This window comes from Leptospira chreensis, assembly GCF_016919165.1.
GTDB lineage: Bacteria > Spirochaetota > Leptospiria > Leptospirales > Leptospiraceae > Leptospira_A > Leptospira_A chreensis.
Genome location: NZ_JAFFPS010000033.1, coordinates 36,831 through 59,084, shown reverse-complemented (window position 1 = coordinate 59,084; position 22,254 = coordinate 36,831). Strand labels below are relative to the sequence as shown.

Annotated in this window: 19 protein-coding genes; 15 read left to right on the top strand and 4 right to left on the bottom strand. The window is 38.3% G+C overall.

Annotated features, from left to right (window positions below):
* The first annotated feature begins 66 nt into the window (after positions 1-66).
* From JWG41_RS11025 to JWG41_RS10980, 10 genes are all read left to right on the top strand, one after another.
* Positions 67-1,962: a sensor histidine kinase gene (locus JWG41_RS11025; RefSeq protein ID WP_232373936.1), complete on the top strand. Its 1,896-nt coding sequence runs from the start codon at positions 67-69 to the stop codon at positions 1,960-1,962.
* Position 1,963: 1 nt separating this feature from the next.
* Positions 1,964-2,722, top strand: coding sequence for a response regulator transcription factor (locus JWG41_RS11020; protein WP_205269983.1), 759 nt, complete (start codon positions 1,964-1,966; stop codon positions 2,720-2,722).
* A 204-nt stretch (positions 2,723-2,926) separates the two neighbouring features.
* Positions 2,927-3,937, top strand: a complete 1,011-nt coding sequence (locus JWG41_RS11015) for a hypothetical protein (RefSeq protein ID WP_205269982.1) — start codon at positions 2,927-2,929, stop codon at positions 3,935-3,937.
* Positions 3,938-4,200: 263 nt separating this feature from the next.
* A complete protein-coding gene (locus JWG41_RS11010; RefSeq protein ID WP_205269981.1) occupies positions 4,201-5,580 on the top strand; it encodes an Lcl domain-containing protein in 1,380 nt (459 codons plus the stop codon).
* 498 nt (positions 5,581-6,078) lie between these two features.
* Positions 6,079-7,320, top strand: a complete 1,242-nt coding sequence (locus JWG41_RS11005) for a sensor histidine kinase (RefSeq protein WP_205269980.1) — start codon at positions 6,079-6,081, stop codon at positions 7,318-7,320.
* An 85-nt stretch (positions 7,321-7,405) separates the two neighbouring features.
* A complete protein-coding gene (locus tag JWG41_RS11000) occupies positions 7,406-7,930 on the top strand; it encodes a chemotaxis protein CheW (RefSeq protein ID WP_205269979.1) in 525 nt (174 codons plus the stop codon).
* Positions 7,931-7,943: 13 nt separating this feature from the next.
* Positions 7,944-9,464, top strand: a complete 1,521-nt coding sequence (locus JWG41_RS21295; RefSeq protein WP_205269978.1) for a HAMP domain-containing methyl-accepting chemotaxis protein — start codon at positions 7,944-7,946, stop codon at positions 9,462-9,464.
* A gap of 8 nt (positions 9,465-9,472) precedes the next feature.
* The gene (locus JWG41_RS10990; RefSeq protein ID WP_205269977.1) at positions 9,473-11,344 is read left to right on the top strand and encodes a chemotaxis protein CheA; all 1,872 of its coding nucleotides are present in this window, start codon (positions 9,473-9,475) and stop codon (positions 11,342-11,344) included.
* The gene (locus JWG41_RS10985; protein WP_205269976.1) at positions 11,344-12,372 is read left to right on the top strand and encodes a protein-glutamate methylesterase/protein-glutamine glutaminase; all 1,029 of its coding nucleotides are present in this window, start codon (positions 11,344-11,346) and stop codon (positions 12,370-12,372) included. The genes JWG41_RS10990 and JWG41_RS10985 overlap by 1 nt, the downstream gene beginning before the upstream one ends.
* A gap of 12 nt (positions 12,373-12,384) precedes the next feature.
* Complete coding sequence (locus JWG41_RS10980) at positions 12,385-12,753, top strand: response regulator (protein ID WP_205269975.1); 369 nt, start codon at positions 12,385-12,387, stop codon at positions 12,751-12,753.
* Here the strand turns inward: JWG41_RS10980 and JWG41_RS10975 are convergent.
* The 4 genes from JWG41_RS10975 to JWG41_RS10960 form a co-directional block, all read right to left on the bottom strand.
* Entirely contained in the window at positions 12,750-13,295 is a 546-nt protein-coding gene (locus JWG41_RS10975) for a chemotaxis protein CheD (RefSeq protein WP_205269974.1), read from the bottom strand. The two genes, JWG41_RS10980 and JWG41_RS10975, sit on opposite strands and share 4 nt — an antisense overlap.
* A gap of 198 nt (positions 13,296-13,493) precedes the next feature.
* Positions 13,494-14,378 (bottom strand): LIC_13355 family lipoprotein, encoded by an 885-nt coding sequence (locus JWG41_RS10970; RefSeq protein WP_205269973.1) that lies wholly within the window; start codon positions 14,376-14,378, stop codon positions 13,494-13,496.
* A 318-nt stretch (positions 14,379-14,696) separates the two neighbouring features.
* The gene (locus JWG41_RS10965; protein WP_232373935.1) at positions 14,697-16,115 is read right to left on the bottom strand and encodes a RecQ family ATP-dependent DNA helicase; all 1,419 of its coding nucleotides are present in this window, start codon (positions 16,113-16,115) and stop codon (positions 14,697-14,699) included.
* Between the two features lie 111 nt (positions 16,116-16,226).
* Positions 16,227-18,107 (bottom strand): adenylate/guanylate cyclase domain-containing protein, encoded by a 1,881-nt coding sequence (locus JWG41_RS10960; RefSeq protein ID WP_205269972.1) that lies wholly within the window; start codon positions 18,105-18,107, stop codon positions 16,227-16,229.
* A 287-nt stretch (positions 18,108-18,394) separates the two neighbouring features.
* On the opposite strand from JWG41_RS10960, the gene JWG41_RS10955 reads away from it, so the two are divergent.
* The 5 genes from JWG41_RS10955 to JWG41_RS10935 all read left to right on the top strand — a co-directional run bounded on the left by JWG41_RS10955 (position 18,395) and on the right by JWG41_RS10935 (position 22,139).
* On the top strand, positions 18,395-18,796 hold the full coding sequence (locus JWG41_RS10955; protein ID WP_205269971.1) for a hypothetical protein: 402 nt from the start codon (positions 18,395-18,397) through the stop codon (positions 18,794-18,796).
* A gap of 4 nt (positions 18,797-18,800) precedes the next feature.
* A complete protein-coding gene (locus JWG41_RS10950; protein ID WP_205269970.1) occupies positions 18,801-19,079 on the top strand; it encodes a hypothetical protein in 279 nt (92 codons plus the stop codon).
* Between the two features lie 5 nt (positions 19,080-19,084).
* Positions 19,085-19,660 carry a WG repeat-containing protein gene (locus JWG41_RS10945; RefSeq protein WP_205269969.1) on the top strand — a complete coding sequence of 192 codons (576 nt, stop codon included), beginning with the start codon at positions 19,085-19,087 and terminating at the stop codon, positions 19,658-19,660.
* Between the two features lie 22 nt (positions 19,661-19,682).
* Positions 19,683-21,248 carry a C1 family peptidase gene (locus JWG41_RS10940; RefSeq protein ID WP_205269968.1) on the top strand — a complete coding sequence of 522 codons (1,566 nt, stop codon included), beginning with the start codon at positions 19,683-19,685 and terminating at the stop codon, positions 21,246-21,248.
* Positions 21,249-21,446: 198 nt separating this feature from the next.
* Positions 21,447-22,139: a DUF4215 domain-containing protein gene (locus JWG41_RS10935; protein ID WP_205269967.1), complete on the top strand. Its 693-nt coding sequence runs from the start codon at positions 21,447-21,449 to the stop codon at positions 22,137-22,139.
* Positions 22,140-22,254 lie beyond the last annotated feature (115 nt).

The following is a 22,254-nucleotide window of genomic DNA, read 5'->3' as shown; positions in this document are numbered from 1 at the left end:
CCGACAAAACCACTTTCAAAACAAATGATGCATACTCAAATCAACCCATGGATTTCCCGTAGCATTATGAACCACATAAAAATCCTTGTTGTGGTTCTAGTAATCACCTCGTGTCAAAAATTTGCAACTGACGAGAGTTTACCGAAGGTTACCCAGGGAAAACTAACTCTCAGTGAATCAATGTTCCAGAACCAAACTTCCATTAAACTGGATGGAGACTGGGAATTTTATTATCAAAAACTTTTAAATTCGGAAGATTTCAAAAAAAATCCCCCTGAACTAGAAAAAGAAACCATCACACTGCCCGGTTTCTGGAATGAAGTCGAACGAAAAGGAAAAACATATTCACCACTGACCTACAGCACTTTCCGCTTACACCTAACACTCCCTAAAGAATCCATCAATCGTCCCCTGACCTTCTATATCCCACATGCATTCACTACCTATCGTTTTTACTTAAATGGGTTCATCATTTCTGAAAATGGAATCGTGGGTAAATCGGAAGAAGAGACAAAAGAATATTGGCTACCAAAGATTGTAAGTTTTACCCCGAACTCCGAAACCGCAGAAATTATAGTCCAAGTTGCAAACTTTAAATCCTTAAACGCAGGTTTTCGCCAGAGCATAGAAATTGGCACAGAAGAATCTATGATCAGAACCAAACAGATTCGTCTGGCATTAGATATCTTCCTCATTGCTAGTTTATTTGTAATCTCTCTATACCACTTCACACTCTATCTTTTACGAAAGAAGGACGTAAGCCTTCTCTACTTTTCCATTTACTCCTTTTGCAGTTTGATTTATAAAATCACGAGTGGTGAGTTTTTTTTGCTGATTCTGTTTCCCGATTTTGAATGGTTATGGCTTATCAAACTATTCTTCCTTTCGATTTATTTAACCTTCCCCATTTTACTTAGTTTTATGGAAAAAGTTTTTCCTGAGGAAACAAACAAATTACCAAAATACACATTCCAATTTTTATTTTTCTCATTTTCTGCCGTAGTTTTATTTCCCAATTCCGGATGGATTGAAGAGACATTACTTCCAGCAGAAATCACAATGTTATTTTGTTGTATCTATATCTTTTGGATTTTAATCCAAGCAGTGAAAAACAAAAGAGAAAGTGCCGGTGGATTTTTATTTGGATTTCTGTTTTTATTTTTCACTGTCTTAAACGATATTCTATTTGAAAAAAATATGATCAAAACAGAAGTTTATGGCCCCATTGGAACCTTTGTTCTATTCTTTTCCCAATCGTTTTTCCTTTCCAAAAAACATTCAAAACTTTATCTCACTGTTGAAAAACAAAAAGAAGAACTAGAACATGCAGTCCTTCTAAAAGAAAAAATTTATCATACAAACATTCATTCCAAAAGAATGGAACTAGAACTGTATAAAAAATCCATCCAACCACACTTCTTAATGAATTCCTTATCGGCGATTCGTTATTGGGTCTCCGAAAGTCCCGAAAAATCAGCAGCGATATTAGATTCGCTGGTGGGAGAACTTCGTATCATACTCAAAGTTGCCTCTAAACAATTAGTTCCCATTGGCGATGAAATTGATTTATGTAAATACCATATTGGTGTGATGAAGATGCGGATGGAAAAAGATTATAAATTCAAAACTTTTGGCATTGATCCTAAAGAGTCGATTCCTCCATTGATCTTTCATACACTCATTGAGAATGCCTTCACTCACGAAGATTCGCAGGATGCGAAACTAAGTTTTGGAATCTTTAAAAAAAACACTACAAAGGATGAAAAATTTTTTTCCGTCTATTGTTTTATTGTATATCACCACGAAAAAATAAAGGAAAGAAATCCACAAAAGAATGGTTCGGGGACAGGCCTTGAATATGTAAGACTTCGCCTAGAGGAGTCGTATCCAGGCAATTGGTCACTCACTCACGGAAAATCTAAAAATGGATACAGAGTTTTGATCCAAATTCCAAAAATATAAAATGAAAATACTGATTTTAGAAGATGAACCGGTTCACGCCAAATACTTAACCAAACTATTGAATACAATACCAGGTTTACTGATTGATGAAATTCATCATGTTACCTCTATCGATGAGGCGGATGTACATTTAAAACAAACCTCCATCGATTTATTTTTCCTAGATCTGAATATTTTTGGGTCCGATGGTTTTGAAGTTTTGGATCGAATTCCAACAACAACTATGAGCACAATTATTGTTTCCGCCAATACCGACAATGCAATCCGGGCTTTTGAATACGGAGTTATTGACTTTATCGCAAAACCTGTCTCCGAAGATCGGTTACGATTGGCTCTGGAAAGATATACCCTTTTTACAAACACCTATCAGAGAGTAGGTGAAAACCAAAACAATACAAAATCACGTTTACTTCAAGTAGATCTAGATCGACTTCAAAATCGATTGTCCCATCTGATGGAAATTGAAAAAATCTATCTCAATGAAGATCTTTCCCTAGAAGTTTTAGCAGAAGAACTAGAATTACACCCGAGGCAACTTTCTGAATTTTTAAATGGAAAAAAACAAACTACTTTCCATTCCTTTTTGCACAGTTACCGAATCAAAGAAGCAAAAGACCTTCTCATCAAATATCCAGATAAAAATGTAAGTGATATTGGTTTCGAAGTTGGTTATAAATCACTTTCTAGTTTTTACGATGCCTTTAAAAAAGAACTCAAAATCACAGCTTCCGAATTTAGACAAAGACCTTCCGAATCCTAAATGGAAAGAGGAAATTCTCCGGCTTACATTTTGTAGCAAATTTCCTGAAATAATTTTCCTAACGAAGTAATTTCCATTCTGTTCAGACAAAAAAGATTTCGATTCCCTCCTGATTCCCGTCCCCGGACGACAACAAAATCAAAATGAATTAGAATATTAAGGATTAAAAATATAATTCATTTATTTGGTTTAGGAGATTCTCGGATGTTTAAGGAAAAGTTTTCACGGAACGTTTGGTTCCAGTTTCAAAAAAATAAATCGATGGAGCGGATGTTTTATTTATCACTTTTGTATCTTTTTCTATTTTTCTCCCTACTATTTATCAATTGTTCGGAAAATAAAAATGATTCAGACCAAACAAATACCATTGGGCTTTTGGGACTTGCTTCTGGATCCCAAGTGGAATCCGTATCTGATGATGACCAGACAGGAGGATTGTTACCACCAATTCCACCAGTAGTGGGGCCACCCGCTGCACCAGGGCAACCTTTAAATGCTCCAATATTGAATGACCCGCAGACTCAAGTGAACAATGCACCCGGGGCAGACGATCCTTATGGACTCTATGGTCGAATTTTAATCGACAACATTAGTTTTCAACTGCCTATCCATAACCATACGACGATTACTGCATATATCGGAAAACGGAATTTGAGATTGGAGCAAGATGGAACGGTTGTTAATGCGATAACTTATCATACTTTAACTCCTTCCACACCGAATCCAGGTGGTACCATTTGGTTTATTTTTACGCATCGTTCCAATCAAAAACACAAACTAATACTCGTTGCAAGAAACGAATTTGGATCTTCATCAAAGGAAATTAATTTTTTTCATAATCGGGATTGTGTGAATGCTCCTCTTGTTCCAGCAACAGTTGGTAATTGTGACGATCATTGTATAGAAACTATTAACGTCGCGGGAGCGTTAGAATTTAAAGCAAAATACAAACATCACGAATTAACCTATCTTGCAATTGATATCAATGGAACTTCCCCAAGGACAGGATTAAATCTTTTAGAATTTAATGAATTCTCCTATATTTGGGATCCTCTAATTCCCCCATTACTTCCAGGAGTCAGTTCCGTTTCCACAATTCTACTTCCCGTTGGTTCCGATTATATGTGTGTTGATTTACAAAGTTTCGTAACAAAAGAAGATAATGACGGAAACTTTGATTCTCGGTATTTAACTGGCCGAATTAGGTTAGAATAAAAATACGAATGATTGGTATAATACCAAATCACTGAACTTCCAAACCATGACCCTCTTGTTTTTAGAAATAGAAGGGTCTAAAGAACAAAAACCAAACCCGTTTTACTTCGATTCGGGTTACCTAGTACATCTACAAAATTATGGGTAAAGTGTCTTAAAGAAATACTGCCGTAGCTAGATAAATCACTTGTCAATAAATTCCGCCTTTCGTTTTATCTAAAAATCACTCACATGATTCTAGGCAATTTCTGAAGCGACAAGATATGAAACAATACCTTAGGCGCAAGTCCTGGATCCAAACCTTCTTTTGCTTACTTTCTATACTCTTTTTTATCAACTGCAAACAACTAGAATTGGATAACCAATGCGACCCGCATTTCAGCGGATATTACGAAACCCTTCTGATTAAAATTCTTTCCGGAAATGCAACGAATCATTGCGGGATGGGTCTTATGCTCGCTCCCGTTTTTTCCCCAGCGCCTGGCCATTACACAGAACCCCATTTTATTTCCATTTCCGCTTTTACCCCAGGGGCAACGATTTATTTCACTACGGACGGATCTGTCCCTACTCCAACTTCCACTCCTTATTCTTCTCCTGTTTCCATTTGGCGACTGGCTGGACAAAAGATTCGGGCCATCGCCATCAAACCAGGAATGGATGACAGTCCGATTAGTGAAGGAACCTATTCCCTTCTACCTTTAAAAACCGGACAAACTACGTCTTATGCTAGCGGTGATGATTTTTTCATAGGCTCTGGAATTTCTACCAATTACACTGGCCCGACTGCGAGCACAACCTATCCCAATGATTACACAACTTTCGATCAATCCACAGGCATCCTTTGGAAATCTTGTTCCCAAGGTTTAGAGGGACCTACTTGCGCGATTAATAGTCCGGGGCTTACTGGAGGCACCTTTTCCATTTTAGATGCTTCTTGCACGGCTCTCAATTCCTTAAATTCAGGAAGTGGATATGCTGGCCATAAAACTTGGCGCCTTCCTACAGTGAAAGAAATCATAACGACTGCCGATACCAGTAAAATCAATATAACCATTATCAATCCGACGGCTCTTCCTGGAACTGTCGACTTTGCCTATTGGGCATCCACTCCTTTCCTGATTCCCCCTAGTAGAAATTGGTATATGAATTATTATCGTAGTGATATTTATCTTCAAAATACAACAGGATACCGTGGTCGCTGCGTTGCCTCACCACCACCTATCGAAACATTATCCTTTACTGATCATGGTGATGGAACCTTAAAAGACAATGGCACGGGCCTCACTTGGCAAAAATGTTCTTATGGGCAAAGCAACGATTCCACTTGTTCTGGAGGAGGCAATGTTTTAGATTGGAACACTGCACTCACATATTGCAGTAGTTTAAATTTAGGATCAAGATCCTGGAGATTGCCAAATCGAAATGAACTGGTAAGTTTGTATGATTTTACGAAATCCGCTCCTCCGATGATTGACCAGTCCGCGTTTCCCAACACGCTAAGTAACCATTATTGGACATCCACAACTTATGCAGAAACAACAGCGAATGCTTGGTACACCAATTTTGGTACAACCACAACCAATCTCTATGAAGGAATTGCGAAAGTCACGAATCTTTATGTTCGCTGTGTTTCTAATTAACCGCATCCTTCCTTAACAAAAACCACCACAATACAATGGAATCATCACTGCACAATTTAAGTATATTCATCTATACATATATTCCTTTGATTACGATTTCCCTTCCCAACAACCCTCGCGAAACCCAGGATACAGCACCCAAATTGCAAAAATTCATTGGATGTATCAGAAACCAAAACCTTGCGACTCCTTTCTAAAACGACATAATTCGGAAAAGCAAAACAAAGAAAGAAGGAAACACACTCCGAAACTTTTTAGAATTTCCGAATCATCTAACGATCGAAAACGAGCGAACCCCTTGCCTTAAAAAGGAACCTTTTCTTTTCCTCGGATTTCTCCCGATTAAGACTCATTTCAGAAGCGGAAGTCTTCTCAACCTTTCCCTGGGATTTATGAACATTTTTTCACATACTCTCTTGTATTAATGAATTAATGTGTTATAACTAGAGTCCGTTCAGATCGTATTCGAATTCTGAAACAGCAGGTGAAATGGCCGGAATGTCTACGGAAAGTACAATCAAATCTTTTGCGGGTGCTGTATTCCCCTCTTTACCATCAGGAACGTACATCCTTCTTTCCGAAAGTGGCCAAATTGTAGAGGCCTATGCTTCCGAAACAAATCCCTGGCAAGTGGGAACCAATACAGTAGGAAAATCCATTGAGGAATTCCTACCGGTAGCCTATGTAAACTTGAGAGAAACCATCTCCAAAGTGGGAGAGACTGGTGTGCCCTTCTCCTCTCGTTACACCTTTCCTGAGTTCCAACTAGTCATCAAAGTGGCTCCCTTTCTTTTTGGTTCCCAACCTCAAAAGTATCTACTCATCTCTGTCTTGGAGATTGCAGAAGAAACAGAAACGTTGGTAGACCTTACCCAAGTGGAGAAAGCGGTAGTCCAGTACGAAGAAAATCTACATAAAGAAATCATCAAAATTTTCAATTGGCGCCATGAGATTGAAGGCAAGGGAAGCCATAAGGATTGGATGGAAAAAGCTCTACCCAATCTGAATACCTCACTCATGCAAGGTTCCGGTTTGGGAGCTCTTGTCACAACGGTGGGATCCTTACTCAGAAAAGCAAAAAAGGAAGGAGATCGCTACGTTGTTCCTTCCACTATTTTTGAACTGATAGAGGATAATTTTCGTAGTACAAAAAAATTAGTCCAAACTTTAGCAGAGGCACAGGTTGTTTTCGAAGGCAGTGCTGTCATCACAGAAAGTACTATGCTAAAAGACTTACACAATATGGTGCAAGAAGAAGTGAACTATCTAGCCGATATGAGCACGATCAAAAACCAAAGATTTCATATTTCAAATTTACAAAACGGGCAAGAAAATAAATTCAATTGTAACTTCAAACTGCTTAGGACTGCGATCAGAGAACTTCTGATTAACGCAATGAAGTATGCACCGGATAGTTCCAGCATCTACATTCTCTTTATGAGAGCTGGAGACAAATTTTCTCTGAAAATTTTGAATGCGCCGATGGATCCTTCCATCCACCAATTCGATTTTAAAATGTCGGAAGAGATTATCCTATTCCAACCATTCTACCGAGTCAACAAATACGTAGATGAACGTTACTCCAAGGAAGAATTCGGATTAGGACTCGGATTGCCAATCGTTAAAAAAATATTAGAAGATATGAATGCAAAAATATACTTCAATGTATTGGATTCCAACATTTATAACAATAAATCTTCCGAAGTATCCGTGACTTTGGAATTTGATATCATTCCTTAAGAGATAACTAAGATTCTTTTGTTTTATATTTTTTATTGCGCGTTTATTTCAATATAATATTTTTCGCTCACAAGAAGGTGACAGAATGAACAGCTTGGATATGGAACCTCTATCTGATGAAAACGATGATTATGATGACGAAGACACCCTGGACGGTCGTTATCTAATATTCTCACTCGCAGACCGAAGTTACGGAATCGAAATCAAATTCATCACCGAAATTGTAGGGATGCAGACCATTACAGAAATTCCCGATATGCCAACGTTTATCAAAGGTGTCATCAACCTTCGTGGAAAAGTCATTGCACTTGTTGACGTCCGAGATCGATTCCGAATGCAATCTATCGGTTACAATGACAAAACCTGTGTGATTATCTTAAGCGTAAACCAACAACTCATTGGACTGATCGTAGATACAGTAAAAGAGGTAATCAAAATTGCTCCCAATAGCATGGAAGAGGCCCCCAAGTTTGGGGAACACCAAGGGAATCAGTTTATCAAATCCATAGCAAAAGTCAGCGACGATGTAAAAGTTTTACTCAATATAGAAAAACTTCTCAAAGACGAAGACAAACTAGCATTAGATGTAGCCATCAGTAATCAAGCTTAGAAGAGGAAAAAATATGTTTAATTTAAAATCCATGACAGTAAAAGGAAAATTGATCCTCGGGTTCAGTTTGTTGATATTATTTATCGGAATTGGAACAGGTTCAGGAATTTACAGCGTTAAAATTTTCAATAAAAAGGTAACAGACCTAGTTTTGATTTACTCTCCTAAAGTTCAGTTTTCAGAAAAAATTAGAACAAAATTCATGTGGCTGATCCGAAATGAAAAGGATCTCATCCTCGAACAAACAATTGAGGCCATGAATATAAGATTAACCAATCGGGTAAAATATACCAAAGAATTGTTTGAACAGATTGATGCGTTACAAAAATTAGGAAACGAAAAAGACCAAGAAAAGATAAAAGAACTGAGAGCCGCATTCGATGATTATGCCGCTGCTTATGAAGAAGTGAAAGTGGTCGCACTGAAAAATCACACAGACGAAGCGCAGGCTATATCCACTAAAAAGGGACGCCCAGCTGCGAATCGGTTTGATGCCGTCACTAACGAAATTGCAAAAATGGCTTCCGATGATATGAACGAAGCAAACAAACTCACAGATGAACTGTATGCTGGGATTTTTGTATTTATGGTTGTGCTTTTTGTTGTTTCCGCTTTTGTTTCCATTCTCATTGCCGCATGGATTATAGTAAGTATTACAAAAGCACTCAACTCAGCTGTAGAAATTGCAGCCACTGTTTCCACGGCAGCAGAACAAGTTTCTTCCACCGCATATTCTCTCAGCCAAGGTGCTAGTGAACAAGCAGCTTCTATCGAAGAGTCCACAGCCTCCATTGAAGAAATGTCTTCTTCGGTAACTCAAAACTCACAAGCTGCTAGCGAAACCAACCAAATCGCTTCTACTTCAGCAAAAGAAACAACAAAAGGTAGAGAGGCAGTTTTTAAAACTTTGGATGCAATGAAAAACATTTCCTCCAAAATCAAAATCATCGAAGAAATTGCTTATCAAACCAACTTACTCGCCTTAAATGCTGCGATTGAAGCGGCTCGTGCGGGTAAACATGGGAAGGGTTTTGCCGTGGTAGCTGATGAAGTTAGAAAATTAGCAGAAAGAAGCCAAGTTGCCGCTCAAGAAATCAACCAACTATCTTTCAACAGTGTGTCCTTAGCCGAAGAAGCAGGAAAAGTAATCGAAGAAATTGTTCCGAGTATTAAAAAAACGGCAGAATTAGTTTCCTCCATTGCAGATGCATCGAGTGAACAATCCTCAGGAATCAATCAAATTTCTTTGGCGATGACTCAAATGGATCAAACCACACAAATCGCGGCATCTTCTTCCGAAGAACTAGCAGCAACATCAAACGAACTCAAAGAACAATCAGGCCACCTACTCGAAATTATGGGTACACTTGTTAAAATAGATAAAGCAAAGTTGGCTTTGTCGAAACAAAACAAAAATTTAACAAACAAACCAGGTGATCTTAAAAATATAGCGGCTGAATTTGGAAAAAATAATAAGTCGTCCAATTCTTTTGGTTCGACACATGAACATAACGCTCTGACTGAAAAATTCTGAGTTTAGATATGGGAAGAGAACAGCTCTTACTCGATTTTATCCCTGAAGGATTTGAATTGATAGAGGTTTGCGAATCGGCAATTCTCTCTATTGAAGAAATCAATGACCACGCAGGCGAATATGATGAGGAGTTAATCAATAACCTATTCCGTGCTGTACATACGTTTAAAGGTTCTTCTGGTTTATTAAAACTCGAAAGTTTGGTAAAAATTTCTCACGAAGCAGAAACCTTAATGGATATTCTCCGTAAGGAAAAAATGCTTCCTAACGAAGACATATGCCAAGTATTAATCAACACCTGTGACCAATTAAGGAGACTATTGGAAAAGGTAGATGAAACCAAAGCAAATCCAGAGTTAGATGAAGAATCAGAAGCAATTATCGAAGTTTTAAAAAGAGAAATCAAACGTTTGAATCTGGAAACAATAATTCCAGAAGCAAAAGAAGAACCCGCACCGAAAAAGAAAAAAAGTTTTGAAATCTTTGGAGAAGAACCGAGCGACACGGTAACCACTGCAACGACGGTAACAAAAAAACCTGCCTTTGAAATCTTTGGTGAGTCGGTATCCTCCTCCACTACAGTAGAGATTCAAACTGTTGAAATCTCCAAACCACAGTTGAATTCGGAAAAAACGATTCAAGAGCCACTTTTACAAACAAAATCCCAAATTGATAAAGAAGTCACAGGTCCTTCCACTGCAGTCCATAAAAAAGAAATCAAAGTCGCCAATGAAAAGTTAGATGCACTTATGGATTTAGTAGGTGAGCTAGTCATTGCCGAATCGAATGTAACCCAGCACCCTCTTCTCAAATCACTTAGAAACGAAGATTTCAATTCTTCACTCAATAGACTCCGTAAAATTGTATTAGATTTACAGGAAGTGGCTTTGTCGACCCGGATGATACCAATCAGTGGCGTTTTCCAAAAAATGTCTCGTTTGGTACGAGATCTACAAAAGAAGGCAAACAAAAAAGTAGCACTCTACATTAGCGGTGAAGAAACGGAAATTGATAAATCCATAGTTGATCTCATTGCAGATCCAATCATTCACATCTTAAGGAACTCCATAGATCATGGAATTGAAAACGCAGGTGAACGCACGCTTGTTGGAAAACCGGAAGTGGGAACCATTCAGTTAAGTGCCAGACAATCAGTAAACGAGGTCTGGGTAATGATTCGGGATGATGGCCGTGGACTTAACAAAGAAAAAATCATACAAAAATCTCTAGAACGAGGGATTCTCAGTGGTGATACAGAAAACTTATCTGACCAAGAAGTTTACAATTTAATTTTTGTACCTGGATTATCGACTGCCGATGCGGTGACAGATATTTCTGGACGAGGTGTCGGAATGGATATCGTCCGACAAAACGTCGAAAGGATGGGTGGGAAAATTGAAATTCATAGCCGTGTTGGGAAAGGCACAAGTTTCATTTTAAGAATTCCACTTTCGTTAGGTATCATGGAAGGAACTGTTGTTCGTATTGGTGAAAAGTTTTTCACTATCCAGACGATTGAACTTAGGGAGTTTGTTAGCCTTAATAACAGAGAAGAAATTCCATTAGAAGACAATCAGAAAGTAATTGATGTTCGCGGCACCTTCATTCCTATCTTTGAAATCAATCAGATTTTGAATCATAGAGAAACGATCCTTTACGATAATTTAGATCCGCTCATGATTGTACTCGAGTATGAAAAAAAACTAATTGGAATCCGGGTGGATGAAATTATTGGCAATCAAAATGTCGTCATCAAACCCTTACAAGGAATTTTAGAAGAAGCCAATGGAGTGAATGGTTTTACAATCCTTGGAAGTGGAAATGTAAGTTTAATTTTAGATGTTAAATCCATTTTTCAAAAAATGCAAAGAAACGACTAATGATAAAGTTACTCATTGTAGATGATCAAACTGTAGTGCGTAATGTCCTGTCGGAAATGTTTGCGAGTGACAAAACGATTCAAGTTGTTGGAACTGCATCAAATGCAATGGAAGCAAAACGTTTGATTCCACAACTTCACCCAGATGTGATCAGTTTAGATGTTGATATGCCAGGTATGACGGGGATCGAATTTTTAGACTGGCTTATGCCCAACTTTCCAACCCCAGTGATTATGCTTAGCACCTACACGGTATCAGGTGCTAATGCAACCATCCAAGCTCTCCAAAAAGGAGCTATGGATTTTGTAAAAAAACCTGACGGAAGCGAGGCTGATTTTTTACGGATGTTGGAAGAACTGAAAATCAAAATTAGAAAATTAGGGCTTACTTCAAAACCCAAACAATCACTAACGACTCTTAAAACAAAATTAACCGGATTAAAAGGTAAACAAACTAACATTAAATTAATTGCTATTGGAGCATCCACTGGCGGAACCCAAGCCCTTGATTTTATTTTACACCAACTCCCTAGTGACCTACCGCCCATAGTCATTGTCCAACATATGCCTGAACATTTTACAACTTTGTTTGCGCAAAGACTCAACCAAACCACGGGCCTTCCGGTAAAGGAAGCAGGACATGGAGACATTTTAGAACAAGGTCATGTTTATTTAGCACCAGGGGACCAACATTTACTCGTTCGTCGTTTAGCGGGACGTTTTTATCTTGAGTTAGAAGTTTTTGAGAAAGTCAGCGGCCATCGTCCCTCTGTCGATGTTTTATTTGATTCTATTTCCAAAGGCAAAATGGGGAATTATTGTTTAGCAATATTACTCACCGGAATGGGAAGGGATGGAGCCGTCGGTTTAAAAGGAATTAAAGATAAGGGCGGACGAACCATTGGCCAAGATGAAGAATCATGTGTAGTTTACGGAATGCCCAAAGAAGCATTCCAACTCGGTGCTGTTGAAAAGCAAGTCAGCCTTTCTTCGATACCAAATGTTATTTTACAATTTTTAGAACAATAGAGGAGATTCAATATGTCAAAAAAAATATTACTTTGTGACGATGCACCAACGGCTCTTAAACTTATGGAGATGGTACTTGGAGATGAGGGTTATGAAATCTTCAAAGCTGAGAATGCCGACCAAGCAATGAAAAGCCTAGAACTCAATGGCCCCTTTGATGGATGTGTATTTGATGTGAATATGCCTGGTAAAAACGGAATCGAATTATCTCGAGATTTTTTGGCTCATCCTAAAGGAGCTGGGGCAAACATTGTCATCGTATCAACAGAATCCAGTGATCACTTACGCCAAGCCGGCAAAGATGCAGGAGTCAAAGCATGGATTGTAAAACCATTTGATGATGAGGATTTGATTGAAGTCCTCAAACGAATCACGAGTTAAAATGTAAAAACAGAAGTTTTTTTAACCATTCTCTCGCGAACTTTAGTTTCAAAATGTTTTTCTTGTGTAAGAATTTCAGTAGAAAGGTTCGCAGGAATTCGTGTTATAAAAACATCATAAGTATCTGTATGAAAAGCTAATTTTCTATACAATTCCCCGCCTGTGTCTTCACTAATGATTGGGATTTTTTCCGTTTGCAAAAACTCTTTTACAAATTTAACATTATTTGGGCCGGCGTGACTCGTTGTGAGTTTCAAAGTTTGCGATCCACCAAATATTTTTGCTTTTAGTTCGGTTCGAGGAATATTCAGTTTCACAAATTCATTGATAATGAGTTCCATAGAAGTAATCCCATAACGAGAACTTTTTTTATCTTCTATTTTATCTAAACTTCCAGGTAGTAGGATATGATTGATAGCACTGTGTTTTGTTTTTTCGTGATACAAACAAACGGAAACACAAGACCCTAAGATGGTTCTAATTTCGTAGACACCTGAAGTAAAATAGGCTTCCCCAATGTTTAAATAAACTTGTTCTTTCATAAAAAAATAAGAATCCAGTAGAAAGATGACGATTGATCTTCCACGAGACAGACTAATCGTTCTATATTTTTTATCAAGTGAAAAGAATGGGAAGAAGTAACAAAGAAAAATCACTTTGTTCTGCCTTGCAAAAAACCAAAGCACCCAAGTAGGATAACCCTAAAAAAACTTGGGTGCTGTACGAATTGTTACAAAAATTTACCTTACGGCTCGGTATCTTGCGTATACACCGTCAATATCTGGTCCATTGGAGATGGCCTCTTTTAAAAAAGCCAAATTTGTATCTGGATTTTTCCAACGAACAGAGGAGGCAGAAGAGAGCCTGATGTAAGTAAATCCATTTTTTAATTCATCCCTTAGACTGGAATTACAACCAAGCCCCCCTGCCGAATTTGATACTTCGCTCAGTTCCTCTAAATCAAACCCATCTCCACCGGAGTTCGCCGTGTCAAAAACCAAACTAGGATCGTATCCAAAATTTTTTGTTGTTTCATGAAACAACACGGAATTCCTACCAGCAAACCTTGGCCAATCAGCAGGATTTTTAGAATATGTTGTTTTAGGTGTAAAACGATAGTTCGGATTAAAACCACACCAATTGATCGTATCGTTACTTACCTCGACAATGACGATATCCATGAAATATGTACTTGGATTTGAAACTTTGAAAGCATTTTCAAAAACTATAAAATCAATCCCAGGGCCATTGGTAATTTTGTGACCAGACCATTCTAAAATAATATGATCATTTGCTAATGTATAAGCTAATGAAAATACATCGGTTCCCCCGCCGCCGAGGCCAGCACCTCGAACTCCATTCACTGCATTATTACTGTTCCCGATCCCTGAACCTGTATGTCCCGGTGCAGACTTCACAGTATCGGCCAACCAAACACCAGGGTTTAAGATCGGTGCACCAGGAGGTGTTTCTGTTGGGGTTTCAGATCCAGTGTTTGGAGTTGAATGATCCATTTGTAAAAGTGGCAATAACAACGTAGAATCTACGTTAGACGGTTTTGTTTCGCAATTCCAGACCAAAAGCAGGGAAATGCCGACGAAAAATAGGTTTGTTTGAATTTTCAATTTTGTCTCCTGTTTTGTCATTAGGAGCGCAGAATTTGTTCAGTTGTGATTTGTGCATTTTCAACGACCCAATGACATATTTGTCCGGGGCCCTGAAAAAAATTTTCGGTGCAAATGATCGTTTACGGGCGATTCATTTACGGGAAGATCCGACTTATTCCATAGTTGTATGGAAATCACGGTTGCGCCGTCAGCTGAGGATTTACACCCCATTCCTCCCGGAATTAAGGCCAGTTTTTAAAAGCCGTCAATTAACACAAGAAATAAAGAATATACTTTTAAATGTAAGAATCATCACCAAACAAAGATTAATTAGTATTAATCTTTAAGGCATAAATCACAATTCTCGCAACCATGAAACGGAGAATCAAAGTATTCATGGATAAATTTCCTACGACAGTTTTCAGTTTTAGTATATAAAACTGTTTGGTAGAGTCGTTTTTGGTTTTCCTTTTTTTTCTCCAATAGTTCTGCTTCTGAAAACATAGAATCGGACCAAGAGGATTCTATTTGTAATGTGCCTCGTTCCAAATCTCCAGAGATCAGGCCCTGGCTCGCGAGTAAATTGAGGGCTGTTTGGATTCGATGATCTCCTTTATTTTTATAAGTCATGTAGGATTGCAAAGTTTCATAATCCAATCCAGATAATTCATTTTGTTTTTGTAAAAGTAAAGTGAATAGTTTTTTCAAATAATTTAGATCTGGATTTTGCCATTCAATGAATTCCATCTGAACTGTCAGATCGTCTTGGCAATAATAGAGTTTACAAAAAGAAGGATACCCATCCCTTCCTGCCCGACCAATTTCCTGGTAATAAGACTCTATACTTCCGGGGATTTGTGCATGATAGATATTACGAATGTTAGGTTTATCAATTCCCATCCCAAACGCATTTGTAGCAAGTAAAACTGCGTCTTCCGATTTGAGAAACGAAGATTGGACTTTATTTCTTTGGTCGGGTGATAGTTTACCATGGTATACAAAATGTTTTTTTCGTTTGGTGTCCATCCAGTGACTGAACTTTTCCAGCTCCTGAATCAAACTAAAATAAATAATGGTTGCACCTTTTGATTTTTCTAAATCCTCTAAGATCGCATTGTATTTTGCTTCTGTATCAAAACAATCCACTACAGATAGCTTTAAATTCGGACGAAACAAACCATCATCAAAAATTCGAATTTTATCTTTATCAATTCCCAATTGAGAGATTATATCTTCTTGTACTCGTTTGGAGGCAGTGGCAGTGAGGGCCATAGTTGTTGGGAAACCCAACACTTCACGAAACAGAGTGATCTTTGTGTAGTCAGGTCTGAAGTCATGACCCCATTGGCTGATACAATGAGCTTCATCAATCGCGAGAAGGGAAATCGTTTGTTTGCCAACTGCATCCAAAAATTCTTTTTTTTGAAATCGTTCGGGCGAAACATATACAATTTTATAACCACCAGATGCTAGTTTGGTGTAACGATCCATTCGTTCCGCTTTTCCCAAACTGGAATTGATAAATTCGGCAGCAAGACCTTTTCTTTGTAAGGCGGCAACTTGATCTTTCATAAGAGCAATTAGCGGAGATATAACAATACATACACCAGGCATACTCATTGCCGGCAGCTGGTAACATAAGGATTTTCCCATACCAGTGGGCATAAGAACGAGTGCGTTTCCAAAATCTAAAATATGTTGAATGATTGTTTCTTGTTGTCCACGAAACTGGGAGATCCCAAAAATTTCGCACAACTCTTTCCAATTTTCCGAAGATGGAAGTGAATGATTACTTTTATGATTCAGGAATGATACCTGTAATCACTCTCTCTCAGAGATTCCATTCAGGTCATTTACTTTTTTTTATTAGTTCTTTGAATCATGCGTAAGAAGGAATACTTCTATTGGTTTTATCTTTCCTTTCACTGTTTCTTCGGCGATAAATTTCGTATGGAAAATTTCTGGATGTTCCAAGTTATCGATAGTGGCACCAGAAACGAGTATATCTACAGAATACTTTTTAGTTAAACCTTCTAATCGACTCGCGGCATTGACTGTATCGCTAATGACAGTGGAATCCATCCTTCGGTTTTCGCCGATGGTTCCAAGCATTAAGGGTCCGGTGTGAATTCCAATTCCAAACTCTACTGCCTGGTAACCTCCCCTAACCCTACCATCGTTGTATTCTCTAAGTGCATGCCTCATCGCAATTGCAGCCGCCAACGACTCGTCAGGTGGTCCCGGAAAGAGAGCCATGATTCCATCTCCCAAATATTTATCCACAAATCCGTTATGATCTCTAATGATTGGACCAAACAATTTTAAGAACGAATTGATAAATTTAAAATTCTCTTTAGGACTCATTGATTCCGAAAGACCAGTAAAATTACGAATATCCAAAAAAAATACGGTCATCTTTAATTCAGAAAAATCACCCAATACAATTTCGGTAATACTTTTTTTGTTTAACAAACCTAATACTTCCTTAGGGATGAATCTTTCTAGGGAAGAATTTATTTTTTCGAGAGTCGCAGAATGCATTTCACTAGTGGCGAAGGCATTGGCAAAAAGACGAGCCACCACCAAGGACTGGGCTAATAAAAAAATAAATGTTCCCACATTTACCAAAGAAAGTAGGTTCCAGAAAAAATGACTTTTAATAATATCAAGAAGGACAGTTAAAAGAAAGACAAGTGTTCCTCCAACAAACAAACCAGCACCTGGTTCTTTATGAATCAGGGCCCGACCAACAGTGATTAAACTATAAATTCCAAATGATACTAGTAACAATTGAAATGGAACAAGGAGTGTTGTTGTCCAAACAATCGGAGCAAATAGATTGATCGCAGCATAGGTTATCCCACCAAAAACAGTAAGATACGTTGCTGGTCGAAAGGAAAGCTCTGGATACAGTCGGTCAACAAAAGCGGCAAAACTAACAAGAGCCAAAGCCATCGTTGCATAAACCCCACGAATGACAAAATACCAACTTACATCAGGGAAGATCTCCAAAAACAAGGTTTCGCTATAAAGTGTGGATCGAAAGGAAATCATCAAACAAAACACACCGAACCAAAGTGGTGCCCGGTTCTGACTTCGGAAAAAGAAGGAACCACAATGATAAAGCCCCATAAGAAAGATGGCACCGAAAAGAAAAGCCTCCCAAATAATCGCTTGCGTTCTTATTGTTTGTATTTGTTCTAATGTACCAAGCGTTAGGTTATAATAAATCCCTCCAAATTGGTCATCCCAATTGGATACTTCAATTGTTAAATCAATTTCACTTTTTCCTGCTGTAGGAAGCAAAACGACTCTTGGCCGGTAAGAAGGAGAACTACCTTCTTTCACGTGGGAAACGACTCCCTCCCTGGCAATCGGATTTCCATCAACTGACAAACTAAAGGCGGTCCCTATCAAAGGAGACAACAAAGCCAAGTCAGCAGAATTTTCCGGTAATTTTATTTTTAACTGATAGATTCCGTAACCCATTGGTTCGCCGTTGAACCCTTTTGTGGAAGGTACCTCCCAAGGAGTTCCATCAAGGGTCCATTCCCCAGTCAGCGAGACAGTTCCCTGATTCCAAGACCAAACACTCAAATCCAATATTCCCGCAGAAGCAATGGGATTTTGCGACTTTCCCAAATCTGTCGAACACATGGAAAAGAAACACAAAACAATCAATATGGCCGACTTACGAATCGATAGGAACATTTCCAGGAATGCTAACGGATGGTAGGAGGTTGTCAATCGAATTAGAATCTTTGAGTGAGTCCCTTAGGAAGAAACATTGACCGGTTATTGAGGAAGGTTTCCGTTACTTGCAAGGAATCAGTAAATATAAGTTTATTTGAATTGAATCCAGAGATTGATTACAATCAAAAATACGGTGAAATACTAATGATCATTCATGATGTATGATTCCAACACAAGAGATGATTGCGAATGAATGACTCAACCTGCGGTAAGAAAGAAGTTCAAAGAACTTGACATTTGATTTTTAGAACTTTAGAGTTTTGTAATCTAAAGGAGGCCGAATGAAATTCAAATTTTTTACAACCACAGTGGTTTGTATTTTTTTTACGCTGATTGCATCCATTTCAGCACAAAAAGGACAACAACAAGAAGCAAGACCAGAAGGTGGATTTACAAAGAAGGTATCCGGTGTTTGGAATTGTGGTGATTTTGGAAAACTGACACTCAAACAAAATGGAATTTCTGTCACTGGTGTTTACGATTCGAATGGCGGTAGTATGCGAGGAACCATTAGTGGAAATACTTTTAGTGGTGTTTGGTCTGAATCAACAACCGGCGACTCAGGAGCTTTTGAATTCGAACTGGCGATTCTACGTATGTCTCCAGATCCTACGCATTTAAATGGAAAGTGGAATCATACAAACGATCGCACTTGGCAATCGGGTTGGAACTGCGTTAAGTAGAGGTATGATGGGAACTTTAATAAAATCTATATTCATTATTGCCGGCTGTGTATTGTTTGGTGGCCTTCTTGGGTTTTTCGGCCCATTTATCATAGCACAATTCGACCAAAATGGGACTGCATGGTCCATGCTTACAATGATTACCGTACCAATTGGTTTGGTTCTTGGACTTGTGATCGGACTCTTCTTCGTATTTGGTTTTTCTTTTCCAGGAGTCATCGTTCCGATCCTTGCGGTCTTGCTTCTGGTTGTAATGGTTTACTTCCTTATTTTTAATCAGTAGGTTCTATGAGATTCATTTTTACATTTCTAGTATTCGCAGTACCCATATTGGCACAGTCAAACCTTCCCATTTCCTTTGAAGAAAATGGACTTTATGGTTTTAAAAATAAGTCTGGGAAAGTAATCATCAAACCCCAATACCAACAAACAATGGACTTCACCAAAGAATTGGTGAGTTTTGTAGTTGCTGATAACAAATGGGTCTGTATCGATTCCAAAAATAAAATTCTTTTGCAAGTTTTTATTTATGACAACGGTCCAGACTATTATTCGGAAAAACTCGCTCGTTTTATAGAGAACAAAAAGTTTGGCTTTTTTGATTCCCATTGTAAAAAACAAATCGCAGCTAGTTATGATTTTGTTTATCCCTTTGAAGGGGGCCTCTCTATTGTATGTAATGGATGCGAATCCAAATCAGATGGAGAACATAGCAAGATCGTAGGCGGAAAGTATGGGATCATCAATCGAAAGGGAAAAGTAATTCTTCCAACGGAGTATGATTCTATCGATTCGATTGATTTTAAAAAGAAAACAGCAATCGTTACGAACAACAAAATAAAAAACACAATCAACTTTAAATAGGTTAGTAGAAATGCCAATTCGAATGACAGACGATGATAAAGAACCAGAAGAAGAATCTAAATCTGGCGGAAGTTCTTTTTTTCTTATAGCAATTTTTGTTTTTTTGGGTGGTTTACTTTTTAAATACCCCAAAGTAATGATTCCGATTCTTGCTATCGGGCTTTTAGGACTCATTTGTATTGGTAGTCTATCAGACGATTCTGATACAGAGGATGAAAATTCCACCGAATCTGTGTCAGATGGTCCACACAAGTTAGGGGCCAAGTTTGATACGGAACGTTATGACCGTGCCCCCGTCTACGAACCTCTTTCCAATGAATATGGGAATGAAATGCCAACCGAGGTTTCCCTACTCAAATATGCACCAAAAAGACAAAGCCAAGGAGAACAAGGCTCCTGTACGGGTTGGGCAGTATCGTATGCGGCTCGGACCATCTTACACGCAAAAGCCACAGGAGAAGATCCCAATAAAGTTAGTTTTAGTCCTGCCTATTTGTTCAACCAAAACACAGATAAAAATTGTGATGGTGCCTACCCGGTGGACTTACTGGATGATTTAAAAAAACAAGGAACCTTACAGTTCTCAGAATTTCCTTATAATGAAAATTCTTGCCGCAACAAACCAACTTCTGAACAAAAAGAAAAAGCAAAAGAATTTCGAATCGAAGGATACCAACGCCTAACAGAAGACGGTGAAAAATACGAAACTGACATTGATTCTGTAAAACAATATTTATCACAAGGATCCCCTGTAATCATTTCGATGGAAGTTGGTGGAACCTTTTTAGATCTAAACAAATCTGTTTGGTTGCCAACAGATGCCGATTACAAAGCAGTCAAACGATATAAAAAAGGTAAGGATGACTCTGGTGATTGGGGTGGTCATGCAATGACTGCTATCGGATACGATGACAATAAAAATGGCGGGGCCATCCAAATTATGAATTCCTGGGGAGAACACTTTGGCAACAAAGGAATTTTTTGGCTTCGGTATGAAGATTTCAATCAATTTGTTCGAGAAGCTTATGCATTCTACCCTCCGAAAACATTCGAACCCAATGAAACTTTCTCATACAAGCTAGGTCTTATCGACAATGCCACAAAAGAGTTCATCCAACTGAAACAAGTTACATCCAATTTATACCAAACAAAAAAACCAATAAAGATTGGATCACGTTTTAAAGTTAGCGTAAAAAACCAAAAACCAATCTATCTCTATATCTTTGGGCAAGAAACCGATGGTAGTTCCTATGTACTCTTTCCGTATACAGACAAACACAGTCCCTATTGCGGAACCAGTGGTGTGAGAGTCTTTCCTAAAAAACAAAGTCTAGAGGTCGATAGTGTTGGGAAAAAGGATCGTATCGTCATTGTCTTTAGCAAAAAACAATTAGATTACAAATCTCTCAATGCACAAGCGAATCGCTCTAAATCCAATTCTTATCTGGAAAAGTTCCAATCCGCTTTCCAATCAAAGGTTTCTAAGTCTTCCCAATTCAGCGAAGGTGGGGAAACGATAGAATTAGTTTCCACCGACCATGATCCAGAAACCGTAGACTTCATTGTGATTGAGTTTGATAAGGAGTAATCAGAACCGATCCAAAGATCGATAGCGTAAAACTTTCCATTCTTTTTCGTTTGTAACGGTAACCGCGACAAAAACTAAACAAAGGCTGAATGACCTGATTCAGCCCGCACCTTTCTAAACAATAATCACCGAATATATTAGTTATGCGGTAAAAGATATTGACTCATATAACACGAATCATTCGAATAAAAAACTACTATGCCAAATACGAAATACAAAAAACCAATTTTGATAATTTTATTACTGTCTATTATTATCTTTTTCCGATGTGATCTTCTAAATACAAAAGAAAACGAATCAAACCAAAACATCCTTTCCGCCTTGGTTGCATTAGCCTCTCAATCAAACGCGACCCAGATTCCCGATACTGATCACACCGTCGGAGGTACGTTATCCGGACAATTAAATGGTGGAACTATAGTCTTACTACTCAACGGTGCGAACAATCTTTCTAAAAATGCCATTGGAAATTTCGTTTTTGGAACCACTCTAAAATCAAAGACTGCCTATACAGTTTCGATCTTTTCTAAGCCCAATGGAGTTACTTGCGGAATCACAAGTGGCGGAACAGGAACAATCGCGTCTTCCGATGTAACCAATGTGGTTGCTGATTGCAATATTTGCGCTAATGGCACCAAGGCTTCTTATGAAGCCTGTGATGATGGGAATTTAGTCAACGGCGATGGCTGCAGCAACACTTGCACCGTTGAACCATCTTTTATTTGCTCAAATACATCGCCAAGCAGTTGCAATGTGTGTGGGAACGGAACCAAAGTTTCTTATGAAGGCTGTGACGATGGAAACATTTCTAACGGGGACGGTTGTAGTAGCACTTGCGTTGTTGAACCTGGATATACATGTATCAATTCACCATCTGTTTGCACAAATTGAGTTTCATTGAGTGATGTAAATAGGACTTCTACTAAAAGTATCCTGAAACCGCTCAAAGAAAACACCATAGATAAATCCAAAATAAATTTGTGACAGCATCTTCTATGATTCGAAG

What these genes read in the sequence shown, in the direction of transcription:
- JWG41_RS11025 (WP_232373936.1), top strand. Translation starts at nt 67, where the DNA reads ATGAACCACATAAAAATCCTTGTTGTGGTTCTAGTAATCACCTCGTGT.
- JWG41_RS11020 (WP_205269983.1), top strand. Translation starts at nt 1,964, where the DNA reads ATGAAAATACTGATTTTAGAAGATGAACCGGTTCACGCCAAATACTTA.
- JWG41_RS11015 (WP_205269982.1), top strand. Translation starts at nt 2,927, where the DNA reads ATGTTTAAGGAAAAGTTTTCACGGAACGTTTGGTTCCAGTTTCAAAAA.
- JWG41_RS11010 (WP_205269981.1), top strand. Translation starts at nt 4,201, where the DNA reads ATGAAACAATACCTTAGGCGCAAGTCCTGGATCCAAACCTTCTTTTGC.
- JWG41_RS11005 (WP_205269980.1), top strand. Translation starts at nt 6,079, where the DNA reads ATGTCTACGGAAAGTACAATCAAATCTTTTGCGGGTGCTGTATTCCCC.
- JWG41_RS11000 (WP_205269979.1), top strand. Translation starts at nt 7,406, where the DNA reads ATGAACAGCTTGGATATGGAACCTCTATCTGATGAAAACGATGATTAT.
- JWG41_RS21295 (WP_205269978.1), top strand. Translation starts at nt 7,944, where the DNA reads ATGTTTAATTTAAAATCCATGACAGTAAAAGGAAAATTGATCCTCGGG.
- JWG41_RS10990 (WP_205269977.1), top strand. Translation starts at nt 9,473, where the DNA reads ATGGGAAGAGAACAGCTCTTACTCGATTTTATCCCTGAAGGATTTGAA.
- JWG41_RS10985 (WP_205269976.1), top strand. Translation starts at nt 11,344, where the DNA reads ATGATAAAGTTACTCATTGTAGATGATCAAACTGTAGTGCGTAATGTC.
- JWG41_RS10980 (WP_205269975.1), top strand. Translation starts at nt 12,385, where the DNA reads ATGTCAAAAAAAATATTACTTTGTGACGATGCACCAACGGCTCTTAAA.
- JWG41_RS10975 (WP_205269974.1), bottom strand. Translation starts at nt 13,295, where the DNA reads ATGAAAGAACAAGTTTATTTAAACATTGGGGAAGCCTATTTTACTTCA.
- JWG41_RS10955 (WP_205269971.1), top strand. Translation starts at nt 18,395, where the DNA reads ATGAAATTCAAATTTTTTACAACCACAGTGGTTTGTATTTTTTTTACG.
- JWG41_RS10950 (WP_205269970.1), top strand. Translation starts at nt 18,801, where the DNA reads ATGATGGGAACTTTAATAAAATCTATATTCATTATTGCCGGCTGTGTA.
- JWG41_RS10945 (WP_205269969.1), top strand. Translation starts at nt 19,085, where the DNA reads ATGAGATTCATTTTTACATTTCTAGTATTCGCAGTACCCATATTGGCA.
- JWG41_RS10940 (WP_205269968.1), top strand. Translation starts at nt 19,683, where the DNA reads ATGACAGACGATGATAAAGAACCAGAAGAAGAATCTAAATCTGGCGGA.
- JWG41_RS10935 (WP_205269967.1), top strand. Translation starts at nt 21,447, where the DNA reads ATGCCAAATACGAAATACAAAAAACCAATTTTGATAATTTTATTACTG.